Below are 24,030 nucleotides of genomic sequence, written 5' to 3' on the forward strand. Positions count from 1 at the left end.
TGTATAAAAAGTGATTAAACAAGCCAAGCCTTTATCTATTATTTATAATAAAAAATCAGGATTTCATGCTGCAAACAAAGATGAAGTCTACGAGGAACTTGTGCGGATATTATCCGATCATGATTTCGAAATACAGTCTTTTGAGCTTGGGCAGGAAGCCAGTTTTGATACTTTAATGAGCAAGGTGTTTGCACGCCACCAAGACCCAGATAATTTGGGCGTTGTCGTTGCTGCAGGTGGTGATGGAACCTTAAATGCAGTTGCTCATCGGTTGATGCATACCGATATTCCAATGGGGATCTTACCTTTAGGCACATTTAATTATGTGGCGCGCGTACTCAATATTCCTCTCGATTTAATTCAAGCAGCACAGGTCATTGCGACAGGCAATAATCGACAGGTACATGTGGCGCAAATCAATGAACATATCTATTTAAACAATGCCAGTTTGGGCTTGTATCCATTATTTATACAAAAAAGAGAGTTTTATAATCAGAAGTTTGGTCGTTTCCCATTGCATGCTTATACCTCAGGTTTGGATGTGCTGATTCGAGATCGTAAAGAGTTGAAATTGGAAATCGAAGTGGATCATCATATTTATCCAGTCAAAACGCCTTTGATCTTTTTTGGTAATAACCAATTGCAATTGGCCGATTTAAATTTGCAAATTGCTAAAGATGCAGCAGCAGGTAAAGTTGCAGGTGTGGTGGTCGCAAAAAGTGATAAGAAAACTTTATTTAAAATTTTATGGCAGTTGATCCGTGGCAATATCGACAATGCGCCAGATGTGTATAGTTTTGCCGCTAATGAAGTCACGATACATACTCAACGAAAAAAAATGACCGTTGCTGTGGATGGTGAGATTGTAGAAATGAAACCGCCGCTTAAAATTCGAGTGCAAAAACAAGCCTTAAAGATACGGGTGCCACATGATACTGCATCTGTCTGATCTGCATTTTGGCACTGAAAAGCCAGAGTGTATGCGCGCGATTCAGCAATTTTGTCGTGAAAATCGTATCGAAGCCGTGGTTGCCAGTGGAGACTTAACCCAACGTGCGCGCTATCGTCAGTTTTATGCATGTAAGCAATTTTTAGAAAGCTTAAAGCTGCCTTATATCGTTGTGCCAGGGAATCATGATATTCCGCTGTATCATTTATGGAACCGTGTTTTTAGTCCTTTTGCACGTTATCAACTATTTTTTGGTGCCATGGAAAATGTACTGGAAACCGAGCATTTCTACTTAATTGGGATCAATAGTATTCGTCGTCGTTACCATACGCGAGGGCATGTGTCGCTCGAGCAAATACATTATGTCGACGAGTTACTTAAACATGCGCCGCCCAATAAAGTGAAATTAATCATAGCGCATCAACCTTTTTATACGCCGCCCAATGACCCGCATGGTGTGAAAGATTGTCCTGTTCAAGGGCGTTTGGCGCTCGAACAGTGGAGTCAACACGGTTTGAATGGTTTATTGCATGGACATTTACATGTTCCAGCCAGCTATGACCTCAATCAAATTTATGCTTTAGGCGTTGATCATCCCGTTTGGGATATTCATGCAGGCACAGCGACGTCATATCGCCTACATGAGAACCTTGCCAACAGTTTTAATGTCATTGATGAGCAGATGAATGTGCGACATTATTTTTATCATTCAAAGTTAAAAATATTTGAAGAAAATCTCAGCACTCATGTTTTAGATGAGCTTTAACCATTTAAATTTAAATTTTGAAGAAAAAAAATACAAAAAGATGAAAAAATTTAGAATTTGCCCTTGAAGCGTTTTATTCCATCCCCACAAAAGTGTCATATCAAAATTTTGTCGATGACCTAGGAAATAAGAAGTCATCTTCACATCGTTATCAATGACATTTTAAATGTCTATGGAGTTAGAAATGAGCAAGATTCGTCCTTTACATGACAACGTCGTTATCCGCCGTGTTGAGAAAGAAACTAAAACTGCTGGCGGTTTAATCTTGAGTACTTCTGCTGCTGAACAACCAGCTCAAGGTGAAATCATTGCTGTAGGTAACGGCAAAGTAACTGACAACGGTGTTCGTGCGTTAGACGTTAAAGTTGGTGACAACGTGCTTTTCGGTGCTTATGCAGGTACTAAAGTAAAAGTTGACGGCGAAGAGCTTCTTGTAATGAAAGAGTCTGACATTTTAGCTGTACTTGAAGGCTAATCTCAGAACTTTCGAACCAAATTCGATTTGAAAAATATATTAAAAATTTTGGAGTAAACCATGTCAGCTAAAGACGTAAAATTTGGTGATTCAGCGCGTTCAAAAATGATCGCGGGTGTAAATGTACTTGCAGATGCTGTAAAAGTGACTTTAGGTCCTAAAGGCCGTAACGTTGTCATCGACCGTTCTTTCGGTGCGCCGCACATCACTAAAGATGGTGTTTCTGTTGCTAAAGAAATCACATTAAAAGACAAATTTGAAAACATGGGCGCTCAGCTGGTTCGTGAAGTGTCTTCAAAAACCAATGACATCGCGGGTGACGGTACAACAACTGCAACTGTACTTGCTCAAGCAATCCTAAATGAAGGGATCAAATCAGTTACTGCTGGTATGAACCCAATGGATCTTAAACGCGGTATCGACATCGCGGTTAAAGCTGTTGTTGCTGAAATTAAAGCGACTGCTAAACCTGCTTCTGACTCTAAAGCCATTGAACAAGTAGGTTCGATCTCTGCGAACTCTGACACCACTGTTGGTAAACTTATTGCTCAAGCAATGGAAAAAGTCGGTAAAGAGGGTGTAATTACAGTTGAAGAGGGTTCAGGCTTTGAAGATTCTCTAGATGTTGTAGAGGGTATGCAGTTTGACCGTGGTTACATCAGCCCGTACTTTGCAAACAAACAAGATACACTAACAGCTGAACTTGAAAACCCATACATTCTTCTTGTTGATAAAAAAATCAGCAACATCCGCGAATTAATTGCTGTACTTGAAGCTGTTGCTAAAACAGGTAAACCGCTTCTTATCATTGCTGAAGATGTTGAAGGTGAAGCACTTGCAACTCTTGTTGTAAACAACATGCGTGGCATTATCAAAGTTTGTGCTGTTAAAGCACCTGGTTTTGGTGATCGTCGTAAAGCGATGCTTCAAGACATCGCGATTTTAACTGGCGCGACTGTAGTTTCTGAAGAGGTTGGTATGTCTTTAGACCAAACTACACTTGAGCACTTAGGTACAGCGCATAAAGTTACTGTTTCTAAAGAAAACACAGTAATTGTTGATGGTGCAGGTGTTGCAGAGCAAATTGCTGAACGTGTAACTCAAATTCGTGCTCAAATTGAAGAATCAACTTCAGAATACGACAAAGAAAAACTTCAAGAACGCGTTGCTAAATTGGCAGGCGGTGTTGCTGTAATCAAAATCGGCGCTGCAACTGAAGTTGAAATGAAAGAGAAGAAAGATCGCGTTGACGATGCACTTCATGCAACTCGTGCTGCAGTTGAAGAAGGTGTTGTAGCAGGTGGTGGTGTTGCACTTGTACGTGCTGCAAAAGCACTTGAAGGTGTGTCTGGTGCTAACGATGACCAAAATGTTGGTATCAACATTTTACGTCGTGCAATTGAAGCACCGCTTCGTCAAATCGTTGCAAACTCTGGTGATGAGCCATCAGTTGTAATCAATGCTGTGAAAAACGGTGAAGGTAACTTCGGTTACAACGCTGCGACTTCAGAGTATGGCGATATGTTAGAAATGGGTATTCTTGACCCTGCTAAAGTGACTCGTTCTGCGCTTGAGCATGCTGCATCTGTTGCAGGTCTTATGCTTACAACTGAATGTATGATCACTGAAATCCCAGAAGACAAGCCAGCAATGCCAGATATGGGTGGCATGGGTGGTATGGGCGGTATGATGTAAACCTCAGCGTACCCAAACTTCAAAAACCTCGTATCGTCAGATACGGGGTTTTTTTTATGGCGTAGTTTTTGTAATGTAGAGATTGCACACATGAAAAGACAAAATCACCTAGCTATTTTTTATTTACACATTAAATGTGTAATATGTATTTAAACTCCTTTTTTTGTGAATAAAACTCATTATTCTTTTTAGAACAATAAGAAAAACAAATGATTAAATAAATGTAATGCAGATTGGAGTAGGCATAAAGGGGATAAAAATGGATAACCGAGAACACGAAATTATAGGCAGTATTTATGATGCCGCTGTAGATGTGAATTTATGGCCGCAAGTAATTGAAAAAATTGTTCAATATACAGACAGTAAAACCGCCATTTTTACTGCCTTAGATCAATTTAGTCCAAGTTACGATTTTTTATTTAGTCACAATATTCCAGATGAAGCTTTGCATGCCTATCGTGATGAGCGGATTCGTGTGATTGACATGCAGTTACACCGAGTATTGTGGGAAAATTTAGGTGTGGGCCAAGTAGCGAGCTCGGATTTATCGCATTATGGGGAAAACCCTGAAAGTGATGAATATATCTTTTATGAACGGTGTTTGAATCCGACGGGAATTAGTTATATCTCGGCTGTTTTGCTCGATCAGGGTTCACATCGCTGGGCGGTTTTGGGATTACACCGTTCGCCAGATGTAGCGCCGTATCAACAAAAAGAGTTGGATTTTTTAAAGCATTTGGGTGTGCATTTACGCCGTGCTTTACAAATCCATCGTCAGTTTAGTTTGGTTAAACAAGAAAATTTAAGTTTGTATAGCGTGCTCGATCATTTAAAAACAGGTGTAATTTTGCTTGATCATCAGCTGAGTTTGACTTATTCAAACCCTTTAGCTCAAAGCATGCTGGAACACGATTCATGTTTAGATTTGGATTTGTATAATCGATTAAAAACCCATGCTTATGATCAAAGTCATTTAGATCAATTATTACATTCAGCGTTGTTGGGACAGTCGGCATTAAACGCAGATGTAGGCGGTGTATTGTCTTTGTCAGATGCGAAAGGACAACAATTAATGCTGACTATCGTACCTTGTTCTAAATTAAAAAATATGCAGCATCAAAATGCAGGACAACATCAAATTGCGGTATTTCTGACCGATAAACATCAGCACTATGCCTTGTCTAAAGCCTATTTGCAGCAAGCTTATCAATTATCTAAACGTGAGTTTGAGTTGTGTGAGTTGTTGTTGAATGGTTATAAGTTAGAAGAAATTGCGGAACATTGCGGGATTACCCTCAGTTCGGTGCGCACTTATTTTAAAAATATTTATGAAAAAACCCAATGCAACTCGCAAATTGAACTTATGCATTTATTAATGGGTTGTACCATTCATTTTGAGCATATTGGTTAAAGCTGCCTAAGTTTGGCTTAGGCAGCTTTTGAATATGTTTAGTTACTACGTTGTAGGGTAACAGAGTCTTCGCCTTGCGGATGCAAGGTTAGGCTTGTTCCTGAGATGCTGTAAGTTGCATTCACTTTACTGCCATCCCAAGAGTCTTGTAAGCCACCGCAATCGTTGGTGTCATATAACACTTCTGTTGCGGCAAGTGTATTGGCTGTCATTGAATATTTGCCATATTCAATACCTGGGTTAGCGCAATCATCATCGCCTTCAGTGTCTAACAAGAAATAGAATCCTGTGTCAAAGAAAGCAAATAAATGAGTTTGATTAAATTGCCAAGTGCCGACTAAACCTGATGATTGTTTGACTTTAGTTAAAATATAGGTGCTATTACTTCCTACATCAGTCAGCACTAAATCTGTACCGTTATAACTTAGGCGGTAATGACCATCATTGTCTGGATGTGAAAGCCCGTAGTCTCCATTAGTATCTACTGAGATCACAGGGCTCAGCGCTGAAGTTAAAGCATTCCAATTTAGTCGTCCTGTTTCGATACCAGACTTCCCTGTTTCATCAGCTACATCTGCTTCACCTAGCGCATAACGTCCGTCTGGTAAAATATGTAATATAACAGCAGTGCTTTCAGTACGCCCAATTTCCCAAGTGCCTGCAATATCTTTATAGAAAGTGGCTTGGAAGTTTTCTGCAGCTTTTTCAGGTGTCACGATTCGATCTAGTGGGATATCGGTTTTAGGGATCACTTCATTGACAAACGTAGTTGAAAACTCTGCGGGTGTTTGCTCGAAATTCATATTCACAGCGGTTAAGGCTGTTTGAGTGTCTGCAGTAATTTCAATTCCATTGCTATGGTCGCCATCGCTATCTAAAGATTGTAAAAATACCATTAAGTTGGTACGGGCATTTTCACTTTCAGCCAAATCTAGTGGGGTAATACGTGCTTTAGCTTCAATGGCTTCACCAAGTTGCACATCACCAATAAAGAAGCGAACAGTATCACCCTCAGCATATTCAAACTCACCTTTATCATTGGTGATACCTTCAATACTTTCACCTGAACTCGAAGCTCTGAGATATTTAACCCCAGTTACAGGGCCATCGGTCAGTACACCAATCTGTGTTGCTGAACTAGGTGGCGGATTCTGATTGCTACCAGAATCATTGTCTGACCCGCCACATGCACTGAGTAAACCTGCTAAGGCTAAGCAAATTAACGTTTTTTTCATCATGATTTCCTTGTCATCTCGTTGTTTATAGACAAAGTATAAAAACATGGCTGAGTCGCTGCATATCCTAAAATGAGGAGGTTAAGGGCTTAAATCTGTGAGAAAAAATGAAGAAAAAACAATATTTTTGTGAAAAAGTATAATTTTTTGATTTTCAGTCACGGAAGATCCACTCGCCTATGTTAATTTGAAGAAAAATATTGCGTGTTTAAGCCCAATCGCCACCAGAAAGTGATCTTGTTCTATGCTGTCAAAATTTTTTATTGAACGTCCAATTTTTGCAGGTGTGCTCGCTATTATAGTGATGGCCGTACTTCACTTAGCGCTGCAATTGGTGTTGCTGGTGGTAGCGAAGTTGGTGGTCGTGTAGGTCTTTCTTATGTATTTGGCGGAAAATAATTAACCCGTTAATACATTTGGATTAAACAAAAAATCCCCGCTTTTGCGGGGATTTTTTATGACTAACATATGACTACAAATGTTAAATAAAACACTAATCAAGCTTTTTGGTGAGTTTAAGATTTACTTCAGGCATTTCTAGTTTTTCACCTTTATCACCACGAAGCTCAATAAAGTTTTCGCCTACAAAATAAATTCGATTGTCGCCCTCGGCATCAAGTTGAATCATCCCAGGTTGATCTGGCAAAAACTTAAAACTGCCTTTCACTTTATTTTCAGTGTTCGCAGCTTTACCTAAAAACTCTTGGCTGAGTTCATAGCTCTTATCAAGTTTAAGTTCAAGTTCGGTTTCAATTCCTTTGCAATCATGGCAAGGTAGAATCCCTTTATACTCACCTGCCCAATCAAGTGCATTTTCGGTGTTATCACCTGTGGCAATCGGACTTTCTGAGGCTGCGTCTGTATTGGCAATGACATTATTATCTGGTGGTGTCGCAGTTTCAGATTCATTGCTGGTTTTTGAACATGCCGTTAAGGTTGCACTGACCATACAGAGAGCGAGCATTAGTTTTTTCATGAGATTTATACACCGTACGTACCCAATATAATGCTAAGCGTGGCTTTTATTGCTCAAGAAAAATAGCCTATTCTTGTTAACAATTGTGTGTTTGGTTAATACATCAAAACAGACATTTGATTTTTAAAAATTCGTAAATAGTGAAATATTGGTGATTTACCTAAAAGTGAACGCTAAAGGACATTTATATATTAATTGGTGAATAACTGAACAATATAGGCTTTTATAATTATTTTGCGTTGTTAAACTCTGCGGCATAGAAAAAAACTGTCGGTGCAAATTGTGTTTGAAAAAACAGCGGAAAAAAGTCTGAACTTAATGGGGTGGCAAATTGATAACCATTGGGATTTAAATATCGACCAATGTGTCATGATTGCAGCGCCACATACCAGTAATTGGGATGCACTTTATGCACGCCTTGCCCTGAAAGCTTTAGGGGTAAATGTTCGTATCACGATTAAAGACAGTTATATGAAATTCCCGTTTGGGCCTTTTGTACGTGCCATGGGCGGAATTGGTATTAATCGTCGTCCAAAACAAGATGGTGAAGCACGTCAAAGTATGGTTGAGCTGATGGCTGACTTATTTAAGCAACATCCGAAATTAGTCATGTTGGTAACGCCTGAAGGGACACGCGCTAAACAAGAGAAGTGGAAAACTGGTTTTTACCATGTTGCTATGCAAGCGGGTGTGCCGATTGCTTTAGCCTATATGGACTATGCGCAGAAAAAGACTGGGGTGGGTAAAATTGTTTATCCTACAGGCGATTATGAAAAAGATATGGCTGAAATCATGGATTTTTACGCGCAAATACATGCCAAATTTCCTGAAAAATTCAGTGTCGATACACGCTATCACTAATCCAACAATCCAAAAAAAAGGACAGCATCGGCTGTCCTTTTTTATGTTTAGATTCTTCTATTTAGATTCTTCTGTTTAGATTTTTATATTGAAATTAATCATTAAAATCGGGATGGATACCGCCCAGATTTTGACATGCCGCCTTATAAATTATGTATTGCTGATCAACTACATCGATGAGCGGGATACGAAATAATTTTTCGCCTTCTTTATAGCTGTCGATATATGACACGACCTTTTGTTTACTTGATGCCAGTTTTTCTTCATGAAAACTTGTAATCGAGCTATGAGTCATATGTGAACTTTCAATATTATTGCATTGAAAATGTGAGAGTAGTTTTTCAGCTTTTTTAATTTCGCTGGACGTGCCAAACATACAGCCGCTAAGCAGAGTTACACCTGCAAGCAGGATGAACTTTTTCATGGTTTTATTTTAAGCAAAATTATGAGGTGCAATATTCTATTAATTTTCGTCAGAAAAATTAATTACTTTTTTACCATTTGGCTAATTTTTATTTAAATGTGAACTGTGTCATTGTTACAAGATGTGAATATCTAACTGAGAAGGGGTTTTTCTAGAATAATTTCTACAAATATCTTTAGGTTTTGAGTTATCAGCTTAAGATACTCATCGTTACCAAAAAGCAGCCTGAAGAAAATAATAGCCCTAACACGATATGCTTAAATTGGCGTTCTGAAATGCGATAAAAAAGTTTGGCACCAAAAATCACTGGAAAAGCCATAATTACCAACAGCACGGCTAAATAGGGCAGATGTTCACGATGGATGATCCCTTGTAGCAGATAGCTGATGAGTGTAACGAGCTGAATGGCTAAATTGAAATGTCGCAAAATATAGCGTTGTTCTGCTTTGGGTGTATTTTTCAGCATGAGCCATGCAGAGGGTAATGCACCACAAAAGCCTCCAAGACCACCCAAGATTCCAGCAATATATCCAATACTAGAATCCGCCCATTTCCCTGATTTTTGGATGAATGAAAATTTAGGATTAAAAAATAAAATTGGGCACCAAAACATTAAAAAAGCGCCCAAAACCAATTTAAATGTATCTGGATTAATGCTGTCTAATAAATAGGTACCGAGCGGTACACCTAAAATTCCTGCAATTAAATAGGGATAAATGATATTTTTATTGATCGGAATGCTTTTACGTTCTGATGATAATGAGATGAAGTGGCTATAAACTGAAGCGCAGACGACCAAGGGTGCTGCTATTTGCGGGGGAAGTATCCAAACCCAAAATGACATTGCGATAAGGGCGAATGCAAACCCTGTTAATCCTTGTACGAATCCCGCAAAGATGGCACCAAGAATAAAAATCAGCCAAGTCATTAAATTACAGCTTTGAAATACGTGGCGCTATTGTAGTGAATTTTTCTATATAAATGTGGCTGACTGAGTAAATGTAGCAAAATTGGACATCAAATCATGAATAGAACATGAATATTTAAATACAGCAGATGTACACAGACTTCCAATTAAATTCATTTCGATAAGTGAAAATGCTCTTCATCAAAGAGGTGAAAATGCTCTTCATCAAAGAGGAGTGCTACACATGCTTAAACAAGTTGCTTTGCTATCTGTGGTTGCAGTTACATTTACAGGGTGTGTCGTGGCGCCATTTGATGATGGCCGATACCATTCGAATCAATATGGCTATGCAAATCAATATGGTTATTCAGGTCAATATGGTGGTTCATACGGACAGCGTTATGACCGTTCATATGGTCGAGTGAATAGCCCGCAACATCGACCAAACTCACCACGACCGAATTCGAATAGCCGTCCAGACGATACTCATAAACCGAATGTGCATAAACCGAATGTACAGAAACCTTCATCTCAGCATCCGTCAAATGTGCATCGTCCAAGCGCAAAGCCTCAGACGCCAGCTAAACCCAATACAAGTAAGCCCCAGCAGCAAAAACCACAGCAACAACGTCCTAAAGTAACGCCCGTGGATAAAGCTAAAACCACAGGTGGATTTAACAGCCAGCGTCCACTTCGACCACAGGTTTAATGATTTTCAAGTAATAAAAAAGGACGCATTGACGTCCTTTTTTGTGTGCATTTACATTAAGCCTTTTTATATAAGCCTGCACACACCGTCCCAGCTTTGGTTTGTTTGATTTGCTGCCAACTGCTCGGGAGTTTTAACTGAGCAAGATCACGATCAGCTTCGATATAAATTAAACCATTGTCTGCAATGCACGGATCGACCAATTCAGCAAGTTCTTGCCATAAATCAAGACTATATGGTGGATCTAAGAAAATCAGATCAAATTGGTCTTTCAAGTTAGGAATGGCTTGTTGTGCCGTCATGTTTTTGAGTTGCGCACGTTGTTTGCTAACTCTTAAAAGTTCTAAATTGTCCATGAGAAACTTCGCTTGGGTGCGATCAGGTTCAATTAAAACGGCTTCTGCTGCGCCACGTGAGAGTGCTTCAAACGACAAAGCACCTGAACCTGTACACAGGTCGAGAACTTTGGCATTTTGAACATCCCACATGAGCCAGTTAAATAATGTCTCGCGGACACGGTCAGGTGTAGGACGTAAACCATCAATATTGGCAAAAGGCAGTTGACGGCGTTTCCATTCACCCCCAATGATTCTTAATTGATTTTTCATGAATTATTCCTCATCGGTTGCATGTGCGGCACTGGCAGCACGAGGTGTTGTATTTGCACTATTCGGTTGTTGAGTTGCACTATTATTCTGCTGTGCAGTTGGGCTCGCATTTGGATCGGCTGATAAAATATTCGAGCCACTTGGCAACTCACTTGGTTTTAGACCCGCAGTCATGAGACCACCGCTAATTTGATGGCTAGCAGGACGAATTGGATTCTTTTTACGTGTTAATAACCAGTAGTCAAACATTGGTTTCGCAATTTGAGCAGCAGAACCACCGTGACGACCATTTTCCCAAACGACGGCAATGGCAATTTCAGGTTTTTCCGCAGGGGCAAAACCAACAAATAAACCATGGTCAAGTTGACGCTCTGTCAATAAGGACTCGTTATAACGTTTACCTTGGGCAATACTTTTAACCTGTGCAGTTCCTGTTTTACCTGCGATTTGATACATTGGGGTACGAATACCACGACCTGTCCCTGTTTGTACCACATCAATCATGGCATCACGCATTTTGATCCAATCATCTGGCTTACCATTAAATTGAATGCGACCATTCGGGGCGTTATGGACTTTGTGGACTTTAGAGCCTTTACTTTCACGCAAAACGTGAGGTGTAACATGAGAGCCTTGATTGGCAGTAATGGCAGTCGCCATCGCCAGTTGTAATGGTGTTGCAGTAAATGCACCCTGACCAATACTGACAGAAATGGTTTCACCTTTGAGCCAGTTGGACTTCCGTGTGCGGAGTTTCCATTCAGGATTTGGATATAGCCCCGTACTTTCACTTGGTAAATCTACACCGGTTTTTTCACCGAAGCCAAACTGACGCATCCAAGTATTCATTTTTTCAATGCCCATACGATAGGACAAGACATAGAAATAGGTATCGCAGGAAATGACTTGAGCTTTGTGTAAATTAACTGAGCCATGACCAGTTTTTTTGTGGTCACGGAAACGATGGCTGTCACCCGGAAGCGTGAAATAGCCCGGATCGGAAATGGCTGTACTCCAATCCACTAGACCATAATGAATACCACCTAGACCAAACATTGGCTTAATCGTTGAACCCGGTGGATAAGCCCCTTGCACAGCACGGTTATATAATGGCTGATCGAGGCTATCACGTAGTTCAGAATAATCTTTGCTGCTAATGCCAGTAACAAATAAATTGGGGTTAAAACTAGGACTGGACACAAGAGCAAGAATTTCCCCAGTACGTGGGTCAATCGCCACAATTGCACCACGTCGATCTGCAAGCTGCTCTGAAGCGACCATTTGCAGTCCATAATCTAGGGATAAATATAAGTCATTACCACGAATCGGATCTTTACGACCTAGATGTCGTAACACATTACCAAAGGCATCGGCTTCAACCGACTCATTGCCCGGCATACCATGTAAAAGTTCTTCATATGATTTTTCAACGCCAATTTTACCGATCAGGTTTGAGCCAGCGTATAAATCTTTATCAATCGTTTTTAGTTCTTTGTCATTAATACGACCTACGTAGCCAATCACATGGGCAAACAGTTCACCATGTGGATAGTAGCGAGTCATTTGGGTCTCTATATTGACACCCGGGAATTGATATTTCACCTCACTAAAACGGGCGATATCATTTTCATTTAAATTCAGTTTAATCGAAACGCGTTCAGTCTTTTTAGAGGTTTTAATCCGACTTTTGAAACGTTCGATGTCTTCATCAGTCAGTTCTAACAGAGGCGTTAGGCGCTCTACCGTATCATCAATGTCTTCAACATCCGCACGGCTCATGGTTGCCGAGAAAACTGGATAATTATCCGCTAATAACACACCATTACGGTCATAGATATAACCACGAGAAGGTGCAAGCGGTTGCAATCGAATTCGGTTTTGATCGGCAGCAGTCGAAAAGGTCTCATAACTTTTGATTTGCAAATATGCATATCGTGCCACAAGCAACAGCATAAAGAAGGAGACAATCCCTATCGAAATCACCACGCGATTACGATAAATCCGCTTTTCTTGCTGGACATTTTTTAAAGGATAATGCTGCTTCATACGCGATCGACTTAAAGACTGAGAGCTAAAATAACGGAAGAGGCATATTCTAGCGCAACTGACATTTTTTTGATAAATAAAAAAGACTCTGCTGTGATTGCAGTCTATATTTTGACTTTGCAGACATGAAAAATATGGGGCTTTGTGTATAACAGTTCATATTATTCTGCTAAAGTCGAAACGTATAAAAAAGGAATATTCCAAAAAATAATACTAAGGAAGTTTGTGAAAACAATGAATAAATTATATCCATTGCTTGCATTTATGATGCTCGGAAGCATCGCACATGCCAATGACAATTCATTTTTACCTGAGGCAAAGTTAACAGGTAAGGGTTATCAACCATGGAATGTTGGAGCAGGTTTTACTCAAAAAATTATTCACGTGAATGGTGAGTGGGTAAACCCATATGGCATTGCCTATGCAAAAGCTGGTGTTTTCTTGAACGATGATAAAACACCTGGTGGGCAAGTCGGCTTTCGTTACCCCGTTCATTTCACTGGCAAAGATAAAAATGGTTATTATATCGGAGCTTATGCGGGCCACATCGACTCCAAGAAAGTAGATGGTGAAGATGAAGCGCGTTTAGGTGGTGGTATCGATCTTGCTTATGTGATGTTGAGTGCCGAGCGTATTAGTACGTTTAGTGTAGGCTTGGGTGCGGGTGAAAAATTAGAAGACAAATCAGGTAATGTGATTGTGGAAACCGAACCGAGACTACAAATCTCATATACTTTAAGTTTTGGTTTGTAGTGAAAATAATCAACTTTATTTTATAACCGCACTCACTGAATAAAATTAAATATGGAAGTTATGCATGCTTGAGTACGTTAACGAATTGTGGCAAACCTTTTTGCAACGTCCCGATTTTTGGGCTGTGCTGAGTATTATCCCCGTTACCGCATTCGTTACCTGGGCACACGTTTGGATGGCACTGAAAATGGTGTTTTACCCGATTACTTTCTGGGGATTCCATTTAGGTCCATTACCCGTGGGATGGCAGGGGATTGTGCCAAGAAAAGCTGGACGTATTTCTGGCATTATTACGGATAATACATTGTCTAAATTGGGTTCCTTGCGTGAGTTTTTGGATGCAATGGATCCTGAGGATATGGCGCGCATCATTGGTGAACAAGTTGGCTTTGAGCTTGAACATTTGATTGATGAAGTCATGCTAGACCGAAATGCGGTGCTTTGGGAAAACCTACCGTATTCGATTAAACGTCGTATTTATGCCCAAGCACACAAACAGCTGCCAAATACCTTAAAAGAACTCGTGACCGAACTGACCATGAACGTAGAGTCACTTGTTGACATGCGTGAAATGGTGGTGAGTCAAATGGAAGCGGATCGTCTCTTGATGGTGCGGATGTTCCTTAAAGTTGGCCAAAAAGAAATTAACTTTATTTGGCATATCAGTGCCTTGATTGGGATGTTCTTTGGTATCTTCCAAATGATCGTTTGGTTTGTGGTGCCTTGGCATTGGACGGTTCCATTTTGGGCAGCAATCTGGGGATTTTTGACCAACTGGATTGCCATCTGGATGGTATTTAATCCCATTGAGCCGCACCCTGTTAAGTATTTGCAATTGTTTGAATTAACTAAAGATCGTAAATTCCCTTGGATTAAACCTGTGATTCCACGTATTGGAACGTACAATGTTCAAGGGGCGTTTATGAAACGCCAAGAAGAAGTTTCGGATGTATTCGCAAGTGTAGTCACAGAAGACCTAATTACGTTAAAATCCATCATGACCGAAATGATGTATGGCGGGAAGAAAGATAAGACCCGTCGCATTGTGAAACGTCATATTAATGAAATTATGGAATCTCCACTGGTTCGTACCTCATTACAGTTGTCTTTAGGTCCAAAAGAGTACGCAAAACTCAAGACAGACTTGATCGATCGCTCAATTGAAATTACGATGGTGCCTGTATGCGACCCTGCGTTTAATGCGAGCCGTGCACAGAAAATCTTTCAAATGTTTAGAGACCGTATTCGTGAGCTAACACCGAAAGAATTTCAAAATCTATTACGTCCTGCATTTCAGGAAGACGAATGGATTTTAATTGTCTTGGGTGGTGTAACCGGTTTTATCGCGGGTACAATACATTTGTTTGTGGCTTTCTTATAATTAGATGCTGGAAGATGATCTGAATCTTGGGTTTAGATCACTACATAGCGTCATATACAATGTTTAAAATGAGGATGTTTTTTTATGCGCATTATATTACTCGGACCACCTGGAGCAGGTAAAGGGACACAAGCTCAGTTGATCTGTAAGCGCTACGATATCCCACAAATTTCAACCGGTGATATGCTCCGTGCTGCGATTCGTGAAGGTACTGAATTAGGTCTACAAGCTAAAAGCGTCATGGATAATGGCGGCCTTGTATCTGATGAGCTTATTATTGGTCTTGTAAAAGAACGCATTGCTCAACCTGACTGTGTCAACGGCTGCATTTTCGACGGTTTCCCGCGTACGATTCCACAAGCTGAAGCGCTTGAAAACGAAGGTATCAGCATCGATCACGTAATTGAAATCGATGTACCTGACGAAGAAATCGTTCAACGTTTATCTGGTCGTCGTCAACACCCAGCATCTGGTCGTGTATATCACACCATTTACAACCCGCCAAAAGTGGAAGGTAAAGATGACGAAACTGGTGAAGACCTTGTTCAACGTCCGGATGACCAAGAAGCAACAATTCGTAAGCGTTTAGGTTCTTACCACGCTGAAACTGAGCAATTGGTTGGTTTTTACCAAGGTCGTGCAGCTTCTGGCGAAAACGCACCGACTTATGACAAATTAAATGGTCTTCGTCCAATCGATCAAGTTCAAACTGATTTGTTCGCGATTTTAGATCAGTCTAAATAATTCAGCTTTTTTGAATTTTTGACATTCAAAGAGTCCTACTGCATAGTGGGACTCTTTTTTTATGTGGCTTTTAGGGCGAATCTGTTATGAAATTTGCTTTGGTTATAATGGTCATCATCGCTGTAGCGGTGTTATTGGGCTTATTATTTGTCAGCTTTAAAATGTTGCGTAAGGTGCAAGTGGAAGAAGCAGAGCAAGCTAAACTGAGCCCGAAGCAATATCGCTTACATCCAAAGCTGCAGCAAGAGCTTGATAAAAAACAAAAAGAACAAGATAAAAATTAAGCATCAACTCGATCAATTGATTCTTACAAATTCCATCTACCCCGAAATTGAAGAGATTAATCTTCAATTTGGGTGGTTTTAATCGGTCTTAATGCGCCAAAGTCAAAACGGTCAGGCCAATTACATACATCAGACACGATACATTCATCACATTTGGGTTTGCGGGCAATGCAGCAATAGCGTCCATGTAAAATCAGCCAATGATGTGAATCAACAATAAACTCTTTGGGGATGACTTTGACGAGTCGGTGTTCGACTTCCAAAACATTTTTGCCGACAGCCAATCCTGTACGATTACCTAAACGAAAAATATGCGTATCGACTGCCATGGTCGGTTGTCCAAAAGCAGTATTCAGCACCACATTTGCAGTTTTACGACCGACACCAGGTAAGGCTTCCAAATCTGCACGATTATTCGGAACGATGCTGTTGTGCTTCTCAATGAGAATCTTGCAGGCTTTAATGACATTTTCCGCTTTTGAGTTATACAGGCCAATGGTCTTGATATATTCCTTCAGTCCGTCAACACCTAACGCATAAATAGCTTCAGGAGTATTTGCTACTGGAAAAAGTTTATCTGTGGCTTTGTTGACACTGACATCTGTGGCCTGAGCAGATAGGGTAACAGCCACTAAAAGTTCAAATGGACTACTATAATTGAGTTCAGTTTTCGGGTTGGGGCGTTGCTCACGTAAGCGTTCAAAAAAAGTTTGAATTTGCTTCTTAGTCATGTTTTTAACAGCCATGATTAAGCCCCTTGCAGTTGTGTTAATTGTTGCGTGAGGGTATGGAGTAACTCACGTTTTTTTGCATCGTCTCGAACACTCAGTTGTTTTTCTAATTTCTTAATTTGTGTACGAATTTTTGCAAGTTCAATGGTGGTTTTTGCATCGAGTTGAACGACTGGCGTAGCAGGTTTTTCCACGACTTCAATGACCGGTACTGAGTCTGTCTGGGTCGAAAATTGGGCAAAAAGTTCCGTATCAATTTCTGCGCGTACAATAGGGCCTTTACGATGAATTCGGCGCTTTTCCTCACGCTGAATATGTGCATAGTAGCGGCGACGTAAATCATTCTGTTCTGCGATTCGAACAGGTTCAGATGGCACTTGATCAAGCTCTTCGACAAGGTCGATACAATCCACTGGACACGGTGGGATGCAGAGTTCGCAGCCCGTACATAAATCCGTCAAGACCGTATGCATCAATTTGCCTGAGCCAATAATGGCATCAACAGGGCAGGCACTGATACATTTGGTACAACCAATGCATTCATCCTCACGAATCACGGCTTTGACCCGTTGCGGGCGCCCATCACTTTGGATGGGCCAAACACTGGCTTCTGCTGTTAAGTGTGGACGATTTAATAACGCTGCTAGTGAATCTGCCACAGGTTGACCACCGGGTATACATTTATTGGCTTCTTCTCCTTCACTGATGGCTTTGGCATAGGGTAAGCAGCCGTCTCGGTGTCCACAAAGTCCACATTGAGTTTGTGGCAATAGGGCATCAATTTGTTGGATGAGGGAAATTTCAGAAGTCATGGGTAGTCGCGAGTACAAATGAAGGCAGAGAAAAACCAAAGAGGACGTTGAATTCTAGCATGTTTCAGTATGAATTGCTGTGCGCAAAAATGGGTCTATAGATGCATCATAAATGAGCAAAATAATTCATTAAAATATTCCTAAAAGTAATAATATTTATAACTAAAATATCTGAGTAATCAATTTAAATCGCTGTTCTTTAAAGAATTTAAAGATTTTTTAAAAAAACTATTGCTGATTAGTTACAAAAGATATTTAATATTTTGCGCCAAAATATATCTTTGATCAAAATTGTGATCAATTTTGATCCATACATCTGCTGAGGATTAAGTGTTGAAATATAACAGCCTTAACGACTTCCTAGACTACGTTAAAACACGTGATGAACATCAACCTGAATTTCTTCAAGCTGTTGAAGAAGTGATGACGAGCCTTTGGCCATTCATCGAAAAGAACCCACAATATGCTGACTACGGTTTGCTAGAACGTCTTGTTGAGCCTGAGCGTGCAATTCAGTTCCGTGTTTCATGGGTAGATGACAAAGGTCAAACTCAAGTTAACCGTGCTTTCCGTGTTCAATACAACTCAGCAATTGGTCCATTCAAAGGTGGTATGCGTTTCCACCCATCAGTGAACCTTTCAATTCTTAAATTCTTAGGTTTTGAACAAACTTTCAAAAATGCTTTAACTACACTTCCTATGGGTGGTGGTAAAGGTGGTTCAGATTTTGACCCTAAAGGTAAATCTGAAGGCGAAATCATGCGTTTCTGCCAAGCATTAATGATCGAATTATACCGTCATCTTGGTTCTAACACTGACATCCCTGCGGGTGACATCGGTGTAGGTGGCCGTGAAGTGGGCTACATGGCTGGTATGATGAAAAAATTAAGCAATGACACAGCATGTGTGTTCACTGGTAAAGGTTTAACTTTCGGTGGTTCACTTGCGCGTCCTGAAGCAACTGGTTACGGTACTGTGTATTTCGCTGAGGAAATGCTAAAAACTCGTGGCGATAGCTTTAAAGATAAAGTTGTAACGATTTCGGGTTCTGGTAACGTTGCACAATACGCTGCTGAAAAAGCAATGTACTTAGGTGCGAAAGTGGTTTCACTTTCTGACTCAGCTGGTACTGTATACGTGAAAGACGGTTTCACAACTGAACTTCTTGCTGAAGTAATGGAATTGAAAAACGTTAAGCGTGGCCGTATTTCTGAATTTGCATCTAAGCACGGTTTTGAATATTTAGAAGGTCAACGCCCTTGGTCAATCAAATGTGATATCGCGCTGCCATGTGCAACTCAAAATGAATTAGATGAAGCTGATGCTGAAGCTCTTCTTGCTAATGGCGTAATCTGTGTTGCTGAAGGCGCAAACATGCCATCTACTTTGGCTGCAGTTGAGAAATTCGTTGAAGCGAAAATTCTTTATGCACCAGGTAAAGCATCTAATGCGGGTGGTGTTGCAACTTCTGGTCTTGAAATGTCTCAAAACGCAATTCGTTTGGGTTGGACTTTCGAAGAAGTTGACGAGCGTCTACACGCGATCATGAAAGAAATTCACCGCAACTGCGTGAAATACGGTACTGAAGAAGATGGTACTGTGAACTATGTAAACGGTGCGAACATTGCAGGCTTCGTAAAAGTTGCTGACGCAATGCTTGCTCAAGGCGTTTACTAAGTTCTCCGTAAGTTGAACTGAAAACCGAGGCTCAAGCCTCGGTTTTTTTATGGCTTAATGGTTTGGAATATATTGGATTGTTAATTAGTGCTCATCAGGGTAAGTTGGATTTCGCTATCCATAACACTGAAGTGAAAATTTAAGGGTTGGTCGAGCAAACGTTTAAAAATGAAGCCCTGACCGATGTAACTGTGTGCTGAACTTCAGTGTACTCCCTACATCTCCTATAAAACGCAAAGTATGCTTTTCTACATCATAATTGTGGCCAATGTAATTACGGCCACTAAGAATGTCATACTGCCATCGTTAATTTGAGTGTGGTTTGGGGGGAGCGTTATTCTTTACGAGACCCGATTCTTTTGAGTTAATTGTTCTGCTTCAAAATCATGTAAATCAGTAATTCGCTGTATGCCTTTAAAAATATAGGTCTGTTGATTGCGATTCTTCAGGATGAATTCAGGCAGGGCATTTTGCTTTTGTAGTAGCTTTAAATTTACATCGCTAAAGCATTGGCTGAACAGTACATCGTGATTTGAAAACTTTGCACGGCTGATTAGCGTTTGCAGTTGTGAAGATATAAAAAAACCGAGGCGATGACCTCGGTTTTTTATCGGCTGTAACTTACAACGTACCTTTTACGGCTTCACGTTCGACTGACATATCAAAAATATAGGCATATTTTGATTGGTCAGCAGCAGGGTTTTTACGTTCAAAACGTTTTACGCGAATAATTTGGCGTTCTGCAGGAGTGTGCTTAAAGCCTTCAATTTGATCGTAAAATAAAGTCCAGTCTTTATCAACTTGTGTTTTTAAGCCTTTTTCATCGTACTTCACTTCACGTACTTGTAAGCAAGTTTGTGGAGCAACACCTGTACATTGTTTGGTTTCAGGGCTGACTTCAAGGAAAATTGTTTCGCCTTGTGAGTTGTACTGGGTTTCAGGTGTTAATTTTCCAGTGAAAACCAGTTTTTCACCTGTTGCAGAGATAATGGTTAACGTTGGATTTTGTGGATCTGTGGTATTTAAAACAAAAGGTGCTTTACGGTCACTCAAGAGTGAAGATGCAAGTCCTTCTTGTTTCATCGCATTATCAGGACACGCCATCATGGTAGATGCAATGTTGCCTGTTACAAGTGTATTGTGTTCCACTTTCCATTGGGTTGACATGCTATTACAGCTGGTTGAAATACCCAAAGTGCCATTTTCTAGAAAATTTAAAACTAAAGGTTTTGGTGCATTTTCAGTGGTGGTGCTCCATTGATATGAAGCTAAAGTTTTATCAGCATTTTGTTGTTGTAATACGCTCACGGCTAAATCTCCAGCTTTTTGGATATCGCTTGATTGACATGCTGCAAGGGCTAAAGGGAAGAGGACGATCGCTAAATATTTTAATTTCATTACGCTAACTGTTCTAAGTGAATTTCAGCCTGTAGCATAACCCATTCATTTTAAAAAAATATGAATACATTCAGCTCAAATAAGTAGCAAAATGTATCCATAAATAATAATTTGTTAACTTATTAATATAAATTATGAATAAGTCAAGCTATCTCGTTTTATTCACGTTTAATCAAAACGATAAATATCCATACCCAGCGAACCCATACTAAAGCTACTGTGAACAATAGAGAAGCGGGGGCCTGCACCCATCGCAAAGAAGATGGGTGCAAAATGTTCAATGGTCGGATGGTTGCGTTGTACAAACGGGATATTTTGCCAGTCGAGAACTGCATCAAAATCTTGATGAGTGAGCTTATTGACCACAAAATTACGGAATGTAGACGCCCACTCAGGCACGGCTGCTGCACGTCCATCCCAAGCCAATTCACGTAAGTTATGAGTAATACTGCCCGATCCAATCAACAGGATTTGCTTGTCACGTAAAGGTGCAAGCGTTTGTCCAATTTTATAGATCTCTTGCGCAGACATGGTCATCGGCAGTGATATTTCAATTACAGGAATGTCGGCATCAGGATACATATGCAATAACGGCATCCAAACGCCATGATCACGTGGACGAGTGCTGTTGGCATGTGCCGATAATCCTGCATTGGCAAGCAAATGGAGAATTTCTTCTGCGAGCTCTGGATTACCCGGTGCAGGATAGCGGATATCATAAAGTTCCGCAGGGAAGCCACGGAAGTCATGCCAAGTTTCAGGACGGGCACTTGTACTTACTTCTAGTGCGTTACTTTCCCAATGCGCGGACATGATAATAATGGCTTCTGGTTTTGGAAGATTCAGGCTTAAACGTTCCAACGCGGGACCGACTTGCTCAGGATTGATAGCAAGCATAGGTGAGCCATGGGAAATAAATAAACCTGGAAGTGTTTGTAAATTCATCGTGGTCGCCGTTGGTTGTTTAAAGGAATATGATGATCATGCACTATATTATTCAGCGTAACAATTCGGATAATTTCAACGGTTTGTTTCATTGTTGCAACGCTGTAACTGCTGTATACGCTGGATGTTAGTTCGGATTAACCCGCACGATGGTAAGGGTGATTATGGTTAATACTCATTGCACGGTATAGCTGTTCGATGAGCATGACACGAACCATTGGATGCGGCAAAGTCAGTTTAGACAAAGACCAATGCCATGCTGCAGCTTTGCGTACCGCTTCAGAATGTCCATCTGGCCCACCAATGGCTAAAACCACATCATTGCCTTCAAGCATCCAGCCTTTCATGGTTTCAGCCAGTTTTTCGGTACTGAACTCTCGACCACCGACTTCTAAGGCGATCAACACTTCATTCGATTTCATGGCATTTAAAATGCTGTCACCTTCAATTTGACGGTATTTTAAAATATCGGCTTCAGAGTCGTTCTTGCCACGTTTAGCCATAGGTAATTCAATGATTTGCGTTTGAACAAATGGCTGAATACGTTTGAAATAATCTTCAAAACCCGTCAGAACCCATGCTGGCATTTTTTGACCGATTGTCAGAATACGAATTTTCATACAGCGCCTGAAAGTATACAAAAGAGCATTATAACGGTTCGCTTGAGCTTTGTATGTTCAGACACAATTTGCAATTGAAATCGTGTTCTGCTTGCTGTTTAAATACGCAGCATAAACAGATTAGATCAAAGATGAAAATTGGAATAATAACAATGAAAAAAACATGGCAGGACGGTAAATTATTTTTGCTCAAGCAGGCAGCAATGCTTTCAATTTTTGCATGGTGTTCATTTTCGGCGTATGCCAACAATATTAGAACCGCTGAACCGGATAATTTAAAAGTCTATTTAGAACAAATTATTGGTAATGAAGCTGAATATCGTAACTATAAGAACATACAAGAGTTAAATCGCGTGTCTGCTTGGATTCGTGAGCAGATGCGTTTATTTGGTGTGAATTGTCGTTTTCAAACCTATACCGTCAATAGCCAACCATACCGTAATGTAGTCTGTCCCTTAAATGCAGGGCATAGCAATCGAGTGATCATTGGCGCGCATTACGATGTATTTGAGGAGCAGCATGGCGCTGATGATAATGCCTCCGGTGTTGCAGGTGTACTCGAAGCTGCACGGATTCTTTCGGCTGAAAAAGCGCGTTTAAAACAAAATATTGAGTTTGTATTTTATACCCTCGAAGAACCGCCATATTTTAGAACAGAGTCGATGGGCAGTTTTATTCACGCAAAATCGGTAGCAAAGGAAAAAGATAAAATTTCAGGTGTATATATTCTAGAAATGATTGGTTATTTTGATCCCAAAGTCACCCAAGAATATCCAGTTGGGCTGAAGTGGATTTATCCATCGCATACAAATTTTATTGCATCGGTGGGGAACATTCAGTCTCGTGACTTAACCTCATCGTATTGTGCGGCGATGGAGTCTTTGAAGCAGTTGCAATGTGAACGCTTGATTTCACCCTCATTTATTCAGGGTGTGGATTTTTCAGATCATATGAATTATTGGCAATTTGATATGCCGGCGATGATGATCACTGATACGGCATTTTATCGTAATAAGCACTATCACACTGAGCAAGATACCCTGGATAAATTAAACTTAGACAAAATGGCTCAAGTGATTGATGGTTTGGTGAAAACCATCTTAAATTTGAAATAGCATGTCTTTAAAAACATGACATAAAAAACGCAGCCCCGAAAGCCTGTGGACTGCGATAAAAGGTCATCTACCTGGAGATGTAGATGACCATCTTGTTCCAATGATCATCACGCTTTTAGACGTGATTGGAACCAATAAAGAAACATACAGCGCGTATATCTCTCTACTATATATGTGGGATAGAGGGCGATATTTCAAGTAATAGCATTCAAATTTTGTAAGACTTTCTTATGGGTTATTATTGATCTTGATGTCGAATTTGAAATAGTTATCCAATCCATAGTTGTAGCTGTTGTCTTGAGTCTTGTCATAGCGAAGGATTTGAATGAAATTTTTCGAATATGCAGTATGAATAATGGATAAAAAAAAGCCCTGTCCAAACAGTAATGCCAGTCAGTTAAGAGATTGACTGGCTTTTTCTTGGGTATTTTTGAGGTTTTCCTTTTACAACCCTTGGATAACTCCTCACTCTTCTCTCAGGTATAACATACCGATTAGATTTCTCCAT

24 protein-coding genes and 1 pseudogene are annotated in these 24,030 nt (G+C 40.3%); 14 read left to right on the forward strand and 11 right to left on the reverse strand.

Annotated features, from left to right (window positions below; all coding sequences use genetic code 11):
• Positions 1–10 precede the first annotated feature (10 nt).
• From FTT88_RS07305 to FTT88_RS07325, 5 genes are all read left to right on the forward strand, one after another.
• Entirely contained in the window at positions 11–949 is a 939-nt protein-coding gene (locus FTT88_RS07305; RefSeq protein ID WP_180003946.1) for a diacylglycerol kinase family protein, read from the forward strand.
• Positions 930–1,715 (forward strand): metallophosphoesterase, encoded by a 786-nt coding sequence (locus tag FTT88_RS07310; protein WP_180003948.1) that lies wholly within the window; start codon positions 930–932, stop codon positions 1,713–1,715. Before FTT88_RS07305 ends, FTT88_RS07310 begins: the two co-directional genes overlap by 20 nt.
• Positions 1,716–1,899: 184 nt before the next feature.
• Complete coding sequence (gene groES, locus FTT88_RS07315) at positions 1,900–2,190, forward strand: co-chaperone GroES (protein ID WP_078189876.1); 291 nt, start codon at positions 1,900–1,902, stop codon at positions 2,188–2,190.
• 60 nt (positions 2,191–2,250) lie between these two features.
• Positions 2,251–3,885 carry a chaperonin GroEL gene (gene groL / locus FTT88_RS07320; protein ID WP_078192965.1) on the forward strand — a complete coding sequence of 545 codons (1,635 nt, stop codon included), beginning with the start codon at positions 2,251–2,253 and terminating at the stop codon, positions 3,883–3,885.
• 259 nt (positions 3,886–4,144) lie between these two features.
• Positions 4,145–5,296, forward strand: a complete 1,152-nt coding sequence (locus tag FTT88_RS07325; RefSeq protein ID WP_180003950.1) for a helix-turn-helix transcriptional regulator — start codon at positions 4,145–4,147, stop codon at positions 5,294–5,296.
• A 38-nt stretch (positions 5,297–5,334) separates the two neighbouring features.
• Here FTT88_RS07325 and FTT88_RS07330 read toward each other — a convergent pair whose 3' ends face one another.
• Complete coding sequence (locus FTT88_RS07330) at positions 5,335–6,531, reverse strand: hypothetical protein (RefSeq protein ID WP_179988557.1); 1,197 nt, start codon at positions 6,529–6,531, stop codon at positions 5,335–5,337.
• 244 nt (positions 6,532–6,775) lie between these two features.
• On the opposite strand from FTT88_RS07330, the pseudogene FTT88_RS17520 reads away from it, so the two are divergent.
• Positions 6,776–6,841, forward strand: a pseudogene (locus tag FTT88_RS17520) (hypothetical protein); the annotation flags it as partial.
• A 183-nt stretch (positions 6,842–7,024) separates the two neighbouring features.
• Here FTT88_RS17520 and FTT88_RS07335 read toward each other — a convergent pair.
• Positions 7,025–7,507 (reverse strand): copper resistance protein NlpE, encoded by a 483-nt coding sequence (locus tag FTT88_RS07335; RefSeq protein ID WP_180003951.1) that lies wholly within the window; start codon positions 7,505–7,507, stop codon positions 7,025–7,027.
• Between the two features lie 282 nt (positions 7,508–7,789).
• On the opposite strand from FTT88_RS07335, the gene FTT88_RS07340 reads away from it, so the two are divergent.
• Positions 7,790–8,368 carry a 1-acyl-sn-glycerol-3-phosphate acyltransferase gene (locus FTT88_RS07340; RefSeq protein ID WP_180003952.1) on the forward strand — a complete coding sequence of 193 codons (579 nt, stop codon included), beginning with the start codon at positions 7,790–7,792 and terminating at the stop codon, positions 8,366–8,368.
• 94 nt (positions 8,369–8,462) lie between these two features.
• On the opposite strand, the gene FTT88_RS07345 is transcribed toward FTT88_RS07340, so the two are convergent.
• On the reverse strand, positions 8,463–8,792 hold the full coding sequence (locus FTT88_RS07345) for a hypothetical protein (RefSeq protein WP_078189873.1): 330 nt from the start codon (positions 8,790–8,792) through the stop codon (positions 8,463–8,465).
• 190 nt (positions 8,793–8,982) lie between these two features.
• Complete coding sequence (locus tag FTT88_RS07350) at positions 8,983–9,720, reverse strand: sulfite exporter TauE/SafE family protein (RefSeq protein WP_180003954.1); 738 nt, start codon at positions 9,718–9,720, stop codon at positions 8,983–8,985.
• 223 nt (positions 9,721–9,943) lie between these two features.
• Here FTT88_RS07350 and FTT88_RS07355 point away from each other — a divergent pair, with 223 nt between their 5' ends.
• Positions 9,944–10,408: a hypothetical protein gene (locus tag FTT88_RS07355; RefSeq protein WP_180003955.1), complete on the forward strand. Its 465-nt coding sequence runs from the start codon at positions 9,944–9,946 to the stop codon at positions 10,406–10,408.
• Positions 10,409–10,464: 56 nt separating this feature from the next.
• On the opposite strand, the gene rsmD is transcribed toward FTT88_RS07355, so the two are convergent.
• Positions 10,465–11,016, reverse strand: coding sequence for a 16S rRNA (guanine(966)-N(2))-methyltransferase RsmD (gene rsmD, locus FTT88_RS07360; protein WP_180003957.1), 552 nt, complete (start codon positions 11,014–11,016; stop codon positions 10,465–10,467).
• Positions 11,017–11,019: 3 nt separating this feature from the next.
• Positions 11,020–13,062 (reverse strand): penicillin-binding protein 2, encoded by a 2,043-nt coding sequence (gene mrdA, locus FTT88_RS07365; RefSeq protein WP_180003959.1) that lies wholly within the window; start codon positions 13,060–13,062, stop codon positions 11,020–11,022.
• Positions 13,063–13,296: 234 nt separating this feature from the next.
• On the opposite strand from mrdA, the gene FTT88_RS07370 reads away from it, so the two are divergent.
• The 4 genes from FTT88_RS07370 (at position 13,297) to FTT88_RS07385 (ending at position 16,224) form a co-directional block, all read left to right on the forward strand.
• A complete protein-coding gene (locus FTT88_RS07370) occupies positions 13,297–13,815 on the forward strand; it encodes a hypothetical protein (protein WP_078192958.1) in 519 nt (172 codons plus the stop codon).
• Positions 13,816–13,879: 64 nt separating this feature from the next.
• A complete protein-coding gene (locus FTT88_RS07375) occupies positions 13,880–15,196 on the forward strand; it encodes a hypothetical protein (protein WP_168378316.1) in 1,317 nt (438 codons plus the stop codon).
• 84 nt (positions 15,197–15,280) lie between these two features.
• On the forward strand, positions 15,281–15,940 hold the full coding sequence (gene adk, locus FTT88_RS07380) for an adenylate kinase (RefSeq protein ID WP_180003961.1): 660 nt from the start codon (positions 15,281–15,283) through the stop codon (positions 15,938–15,940).
• A gap of 86 nt (positions 15,941–16,026) precedes the next feature.
• Positions 16,027–16,224 carry a hypothetical protein gene (locus FTT88_RS07385; RefSeq protein ID WP_180003963.1) on the forward strand — a complete coding sequence of 66 codons (198 nt, stop codon included), beginning with the start codon at positions 16,027–16,029 and terminating at the stop codon, positions 16,222–16,224.
• Positions 16,225–16,280: 56 nt separating this feature from the next.
• Here the strand turns inward: FTT88_RS07385 and nth are convergent, their stop codons facing one another.
• Together nth and FTT88_RS07395 are read right to left on the reverse strand one after the other, a co-directional pair.
• On the reverse strand, positions 16,281–16,970 hold the full coding sequence (nth, locus tag FTT88_RS07390; protein ID WP_180003965.1) for an endonuclease III: 690 nt from the start codon (positions 16,968–16,970) through the stop codon (positions 16,281–16,283).
• A 2-nt stretch (positions 16,971–16,972) separates the two neighbouring features.
• The gene (locus FTT88_RS07395; protein ID WP_180003967.1) at positions 16,973–17,767 is read right to left on the reverse strand and encodes an RnfABCDGE type electron transport complex subunit B; all 795 of its coding nucleotides are present in this window, start codon (positions 17,765–17,767) and stop codon (positions 16,973–16,975) included.
• A gap of 330 nt (positions 17,768–18,097) precedes the next feature.
• Here FTT88_RS07395 and gdhA point away from each other — a divergent pair, with 330 nt between their 5' ends.
• Complete coding sequence (gene gdhA / locus FTT88_RS07400) at positions 18,098–19,444, forward strand: NADP-specific glutamate dehydrogenase (protein ID WP_227591817.1); 1,347 nt, start codon at positions 18,098–18,100, stop codon at positions 19,442–19,444.
• Between the two features lie 621 nt (positions 19,445–20,065).
• Here gdhA and FTT88_RS07405 read toward each other — a convergent pair.
• The 3 genes from FTT88_RS07405 to rlmH all read right to left on the reverse strand — a co-directional run bounded on the left by FTT88_RS07405 (position 20,066) and on the right by rlmH (position 22,407).
• The gene (locus FTT88_RS07405) at positions 20,066–20,842 is read right to left on the reverse strand and encodes an META and DUF4377 domain-containing protein (protein WP_180003969.1); all 777 of its coding nucleotides are present in this window, start codon (positions 20,840–20,842) and stop codon (positions 20,066–20,068) included.
• Between the two features lie 168 nt (positions 20,843–21,010).
• On the reverse strand, positions 21,011–21,787 hold the full coding sequence (locus FTT88_RS07410; RefSeq protein ID WP_078189859.1) for a dioxygenase: 777 nt from the start codon (positions 21,785–21,787) through the stop codon (positions 21,011–21,013).
• Between the two features lie 137 nt (positions 21,788–21,924).
• The gene (rlmH, locus tag FTT88_RS07415; protein WP_078189858.1) at positions 21,925–22,407 is read right to left on the reverse strand and encodes a 23S rRNA (pseudouridine(1915)-N(3))-methyltransferase RlmH; all 483 of its coding nucleotides are present in this window, start codon (positions 22,405–22,407) and stop codon (positions 21,925–21,927) included.
• A 203-nt stretch (positions 22,408–22,610) separates the two neighbouring features.
• On the opposite strand from rlmH, the gene FTT88_RS07420 reads away from it, so the two are divergent.
• Entirely contained in the window at positions 22,611–23,522 is a 912-nt protein-coding gene (locus FTT88_RS07420; RefSeq protein WP_180003976.1) for a M20/M25/M40 family metallo-hydrolase, read from the forward strand.
• Positions 23,523–24,030: the final 508 nt, after the last annotated feature.

The organism is Acinetobacter sp. YH01024, assembly GCF_013420195.1.
GTDB lineage: Bacteria > Pseudomonadota > Gammaproteobacteria > Pseudomonadales > Moraxellaceae > Acinetobacter > Acinetobacter amyesii.